Annotated in this window: 7 protein-coding genes; 6 read left to right on the top strand and 1 reads right to left on the bottom strand. The window is 39.7% G+C overall.

All coding sequences use genetic code 11. The annotated features are described in order from the left end of the window. Positions 1 to 116 precede the first annotated feature (116 nt). Complete coding sequence (locus GQY55_RS30425) at positions 117 to 755, bottom strand: hypothetical protein (protein ID WP_160045668.1); 639 nt, start codon at positions 753 to 755, stop codon at positions 117 to 119. 570 nt (positions 756 to 1,325) lie between these two features. On the opposite strand from GQY55_RS30425, the gene GQY55_RS30420 reads away from it, so the two are divergent. The 6 genes from GQY55_RS30420 to GQY55_RS31710 all read left to right on the top strand — a co-directional run bounded on the left by GQY55_RS30420 (position 1,326) and on the right by GQY55_RS31710 (position 5,355). After that, complete coding sequence (locus GQY55_RS30420) at positions 1,326 to 3,023, top strand: AIPR family protein (protein WP_160045667.1); 1,698 nt, start codon at positions 1,326 to 1,328, stop codon at positions 3,021 to 3,023. A 111-nt stretch (positions 3,024 to 3,134) separates the two neighbouring features. Continuing rightward, positions 3,135 to 3,401 carry a helix-turn-helix domain-containing protein gene (locus tag GQY55_RS30415; RefSeq protein WP_160045670.1) on the top strand — a complete coding sequence of 89 codons (267 nt, stop codon included), beginning with the start codon at positions 3,135 to 3,137 and terminating at the stop codon, positions 3,399 to 3,401. Between the two features lie 184 nt (positions 3,402 to 3,585). Beyond that, a complete protein-coding gene (locus GQY55_RS30410; protein WP_236575978.1) occupies positions 3,586 to 3,963 on the top strand; it encodes a RusA family crossover junction endodeoxyribonuclease in 378 nt (125 codons plus the stop codon). Between the two features lie 195 nt (positions 3,964 to 4,158). After that, a complete protein-coding gene (locus tag GQY55_RS30405) occupies positions 4,159 to 4,350 on the top strand; it encodes a hypothetical protein (RefSeq protein ID WP_236575977.1) in 192 nt (63 codons plus the stop codon). Between the two features lie 78 nt (positions 4,351 to 4,428). Further along, positions 4,429 to 4,851, top strand: coding sequence for a hypothetical protein (locus tag GQY55_RS30400; RefSeq protein WP_160045665.1), 423 nt, complete (start codon positions 4,429 to 4,431; stop codon positions 4,849 to 4,851). A gap of 282 nt (positions 4,852 to 5,133) precedes the next feature. Further along, positions 5,134 to 5,355, top strand: a complete 222-nt coding sequence (locus GQY55_RS31710; RefSeq protein WP_236575976.1) for a hypothetical protein — start codon at positions 5,134 to 5,136, stop codon at positions 5,353 to 5,355. Positions 5,356 to 5,644 lie beyond the last annotated feature (289 nt).

Raw genomic sequence — 5,644 nt, 5'->3', positions numbered from 1 at the left:
GTCTTCCTTATTATAGGGAGGGCATGGCGAGAAGGTTTTTTGCTTTGGCGGAAAATGTGAATAATTTGTTCTGGCGCATAATTTGGTATCTAAATCTCAATAAGCACAACAGGTATTCATGACTTGAATCGAATCTCTGTTACTTCAGCTTTCACTGAGCCTTCTTTCCAATCCTTCGAAACATCCTTCGCCTGATAATACGTTCCGCTGTCCATTTTCCAAGAATAATTTGCCTTTAGTGGTTTATTGTCGAAAATATCTGCAGGGTTGATAGGAGTCAATGATGCCTCGGAAATCGTCTTGCCGTCCTTATCCATAAAGTAGAGCGTTACCGTTAGGTATTCAACATCCTTATTCCCCTTATTTTTGAGGCTGTAAGTGTAACCGGCAACCTTATTTCCATACAGACTATCGGTGTACCATTTAGCTTTCAGATCAACCACTTCAATGAAATTCTTTGCATACTCCTGTTCGACTGGATCAGATATAGCGGCGCTGGTGGTCGGTTCCGATCCCTTGTTTGTCTGCTCGTGGTATAAGGCCAATTGCTCGGTTAAAGTCTTATTTTCCTTTTCTAAAGATGCCACTTTATCCTTCGATTCCTTGACCTCATCGTTCAAACTCGTAACTTCTGTTTTGAGCTTTTCAAGCTCTGTCTTAGCCGTAGCAAGCTCGTCGGCCTGGCCGGAATTACAGCCCCCCAAAAGTGCAGATATGAGCACGGCTACTGCCGGGATCACAAACGTCTTTTTCAAATCTACTACACTCCTTCTTTTTGACTATATTATCAGGGGCTATTGTACCATGGATGGAAGAGTGTGGAAACGATTAGTAAGACCATCAATTGAAAACCAAATCTCTGATTTATCAGCTTTTGTTTATAAAGAAAGCAGAGAATAGATGCGAAATTTGGTTAAAACGGATAAAAAGGGTTATTTTTACTATCAAGTGTACAACAAAATATTTGAGCGCCATATCCGAGAGTCCACTTATTACAGGTACAAGTGGTAGACGTTTTATAAGCCCGTTAGAGATGGATGAACTTTCGTTAGTTTTAGAAGTATGTGCAAAGGTTTTTAAAAACTGGAAAAAACCAGGCGCATGATTTGTGTTATTCTGGTCAGTTACATGCAGTGAAGGTTGGACGGTCAATTAAAAGTCTTCGCCAGATGGTTTAATGGAAATTATGATGGGAAGCAGGGTTAATAAGCCTACTCCCTTAATTAAATTAATTTGTACTACAGTTATTGTTTTAGGAGATTACAATAATACACAAATTATGATAAAGTTTGAATTAAAAAGTTTATTTATAAGGAGCTGTCCTGATGAGCATTATTCATGTAACACAAATAAAAAACTATCTTCTGAGAGCTTATAAAGGTCTTATAGACTTATCCGATTGTAATCCTAATGAAAATGAGAATTTTTTTCTAACTAGGGCACTAACAGCATATGCCATTCAAAATTTAGCTCAAGTTGATCCTGCTACCGCGAGCAAGTATGTAGTTGACGGCTCCAATGATAACGGGATAGATGGTATATATTTTGATGATAAAATGAAAGTGCTGTATATTGTTCAGTCTAAATGGATTGGTAATGGTACCGGTGAACCAGAAAATGGAGATATTAAGAAGTTTATCGCAGGAACTAAGGACTTGGTGAACTTTGAATTCAATATATTCAATAACAAAGTGAAGGCTCTATCTGATATAGTAATGAATGCTATTAATGACTTCAATATAAAAATTCAAATTGTACTTGCTTATACTGGAATAAACTTATCAGAAATGTCTAAACGAGATTTTGCTAATTTTGAAAATGATATGAATGATGCTAACGATATCTTGTCAACAACCATTCTTAACCAAACTCGACTACACGACTCATTAAAGACAGGTGTTTCAGGGGAACCTATACATTTAGAGATAGGTATCAAAGAATGGGGTAAGAAGGATGCACCGTTAAAAGCTTATTATGGACAAGTCAACGGCAATGAGATAGCAGATTGGTGGAATAAATATGACAATAGGCTTTTTACGAAAAATCTACGAGAATTAATTGGTGATACTGAAATTAATAGAGATATTAGATTAACAATAGAGAAGGATCCGGACAATTTTTGGTATTTTAATAACGGAATAACCATTATATGTAAATCAATTTCAAAATCTGCTTTAGGTGGTGGAGACAATTCATTTGGCCAATTTAAATGTGAAGATGTAAGTATTGTCAATGGAGCGCAAACAGTTGGAACAATAGGAAAGTACTCTGTATTAAAAGATAATAAGGAGAAATTAGAGAAGATATTTGTTCATGTCCGAATAATTTCACTTGAAAATACTGATGAGGAATTTGGAAAGAATATAACCAAAAACAATAATAGACAGAATAAAATCGAAAATCGTGATTTTGTTGCTTTAGATCCAGAGCAAAGTCGTATTCAGACTGAACTAGCAATTGAAAAAATCAACTATTATATTATGCGAACAGAGACTCAAAATAAGAAAGAGAATTCTTTTGATTTGGTAGATAGCACTACAGCTCTCGCTTGTGCTTTTAATAGACCAAGTATAGCAGTTCAATTGAAGAGGGAAATAGGAAAGCTGTGGGAGAACATTGAAAAATATCCCTACACTGCTTTGTTTAATCCTGGGGTTTCAGGGATCTATGTGTGGCGTTGTGTTAAAATACAAAGGGGAATTGATGAAGCTATCCATAAGTTGTCTTTAAATAAACTAAACAGAGACTACAGTATGGCTATCCATGGGAATAGGATAATTGCTCATTTAATATTTCAAGAATTACCCCTGAGTGAAATCGGAAATCCAAATTATAATTTTGATATATTTCTTCAAAACTTCAATTTTGATGTCAGGGTCACTTTAAATTACGATTTATTGAACCAGTGTGTGAATGATCTATTTGGAAACACTGCGGTAGTACCCACATTGTTCAAGAACGTTAAAAAATGTGAGTCTCTTGTTGAAGAAATTATTAAAATTAAAAAATATAGTGATCTGTAAACGTTGAAAGATATACATTATCCTTCGGAGAGTAGCCACCATTTGAGCTAAGATTGATACCTTAAAATAAACCTAATCAAGTTGCTTAGTGATTCAAAGAGATACTTGAAGATTCATTACTTTTACCATTGGCAGGGGAACGATCATAAAAGCAAATTTTTATTGACACACCGTGAACGTGAAGTGTTCGAACTGCTTGTTCAGGATAAAACGACCCGTGACATCGCCGGTCAACTGTTTATCAGTGAGAAAACGGTGCGGAACCATATCTTGAACGTTATGCAAAAACTCAATGTGAAAGACCGTTCTCAGGCCGTCGTCGAGCTGATCGAGCCCTCAAATGCTTTAGCCTTCTGTACTGTGTCTTCCTTATTATAGGGAGGGCATGGCGAGAAGGTTTTTTGCTTTGGCTGAACGTGTTGTTTTAATTAAATGTAATTTCTAATGCTTCAAAATTCGCTTTGCATTTCGCTTTTATCATAAAATCAATCCCAAGAATCCCGTCAAAGCCGTATGGCTCCTGTATAGATCCAAGTTGGACAGGAATATCGTTCAAAGCAACGTGTCCAATTTGAAGCTCAGGGATCATCGCGGGTTCGTTAAAGCATACGATCTGGCCAAGTCTCGGGATTACAAAGATTATGTCCGACTGGCTACTGCTGAGCACGCGCCTGCCTCGCTCCTGGAAGGCCCGGTCGGAATGATGCTCACGATTTACCGATCGATGCCCAAGAGTTTCAGCAAACGAAAGGCGACTGCTGCAGAAGCTGGGGAACTGCGGCCGACCACAAAGCCGGATGTCGATAATTACCTGAAGGGCGTAAAGGATGCCTTGAAGGGCGTCATTTGGAAGGATGACAGCCAGGTAGTTGAGGTATTTGTTCAAAAGAGATATAGCAGCCGTCCGCGCATTGAAGTCAAAATCAAGGACTTATCATAATTTTTTTGAGGGGAAAGTGATCGATATGGAACAAAATTTTGCGAAGATTACGGGAAAAATTACAAAGGGAATCAAAATTAGGGAATCGTCCATTGAGGTTAAATTGATTTTCCCGCTTAAAGCAGCATTGCCTCATTTGGTGTTTCTGAGCAACAACCAGAGCGAGGAAGTCAATGTCATCCTGCCGACTCACAAATGTCCTTTGATTTTGAAAAAGAAGACATGTACAAGCTTTACGTCGGCGGCCGGCAGGTGACGGCAGATGCTTCCGAGGTTGTAACTTCGGTCCAGCAGCCCGAAGCTCAGGAGAAGGACGAAAATCAAGCAGAATTATTCGCTGTAGATGGAACTGTACCGGGTGCCAACGGCGGAGGGGATGACGAATAGAAAGGGGAGGACCCAGCGGAGCCAGTCGGTGTCAATTTTCCTGAACGAGATGAGCTCGACGATTTCGAAAAGGAAATCATGGATGAAGGCGGCAATGATCTAGGTAACAGCGGTTCTGATCTCCCAAAATGGATGCGGGGGGCAAATGATGAGGTCGACGGCGCCGGATCTGGAGAGATGGACTTCGAAAGCGAAGGGTCGGGCGGTTCTGATCACCAGGAAAATGACAATGATCAAGACGCAGCTACAGATAACAATACGTCAACCGTAGCGGCCGCGATTGATCCGAAGAAACTGGTAAGCTTCATTTTGGAGCAGCAGCCGACCTTTGAAGACATTCCTTATAACTTTCCTGAGCTTTTGAGACAACGCAAGGAAGAAGGAAAAACGTGGTTGGAACTTGCGCGCGAAATTGGCGTGCCAAGCACACAGATCAGCTCGAAATATTCGGTTTATAAAAAACGTGTAGCCAAGATGATGCAAGATGAGGGAGTGGCGTAAGCCACCCCTTCTCTTTGTACCGTAGGAACTTAGTATCATGTTTAGGTTTTTGTATGTTTATTAAGGATATTCTGGCGCCTATTAACTGAAATATTGTTATTTTCTAACTGTACCGAGGAAAGAAAAAACAATGGAATTAATGCTTCATTACCTTTATTTCGATATTAACATACAAAGGGGAATGAGGGGAATGGCGATGGCATGGGGACAAGGTGAGCTTTTTCCAATAGCTAATGAAAGGAGATCCAGCGGACAAAATTTCTGCTCGGTAAATATACAAAGATGATTGCTTTGATGCAGGATTTCGAAAAATTCGAAGCGGATCTCAAACAAGTCGCAATTGACGGAGAATCTGCTCGTCGGATAGACCAGGACGAGCTGCACGCAGATAAAACTGCCAATGCCACGAGTCCTGATCGAAAAGCAGCGTTGGGTGTATCAGCAGTACAAATATTATACTCGACAGCTTTGGAGAGCCTGGGCGCTCATTCAGGACGAAGATGAGAAGAAAGCAATCGGCTACAGGTACATTCAGGGGTACTCGTACAAAGAAACTCTTGTTCTTCCGCCGCAGTTTGAGCGACAGTACAATTCAACGGAAAATATCTGACGGCACCGAGAGTATGGCTAACACGTTGAAGTTGATGGGGTTCTTTGAGCAGGATAATGCGGAGTTTTAAGAAGATAAGGTAAAAATAAAAAATGCAATGCGGCTTACAAAGTAGGCCGCATTTTTAATTTGTAAAAAGAAAACCATACGCTATGCGTATGGTTCAGGATAGCTTAAGCGTTG

The sequence above is a fragment of the Paenibacillus sp. USDA918EY genome (assembly GCF_009870825.1).
Classification (GTDB): Bacteria; Bacillota; Bacilli; order Paenibacillales; family Paenibacillaceae; genus Paenibacillus_AQ; species Paenibacillus_AQ albilobatus.
The sequence above is the reverse complement of the archived record's forward strand: the minus strand, read 5'-3'. Positions and strand labels throughout refer to the sequence as shown.

What these genes read in the sequence shown, in the direction of transcription:
- GQY55_RS30405 (WP_236575977.1), top strand. Translation starts at nt 4,159, where the DNA reads ATGTCCTTTGATTTTGAAAAAGAAGACATGTACAAGCTTTACGTCGGC.
- GQY55_RS31710 (WP_236575976.1), top strand. Translation starts at nt 5,134, where the DNA reads ATGATTGCTTTGATGCAGGATTTCGAAAAATTCGAAGCGGATCTCAAA.
- GQY55_RS30400 (WP_160045665.1), top strand. Translation starts at nt 4,429, where the DNA reads ATGGATGAAGGCGGCAATGATCTAGGTAACAGCGGTTCTGATCTCCCA.
- GQY55_RS30420 (WP_160045667.1), top strand. Translation starts at nt 1,326, where the DNA reads ATGAGCATTATTCATGTAACACAAATAAAAAACTATCTTCTGAGAGCT.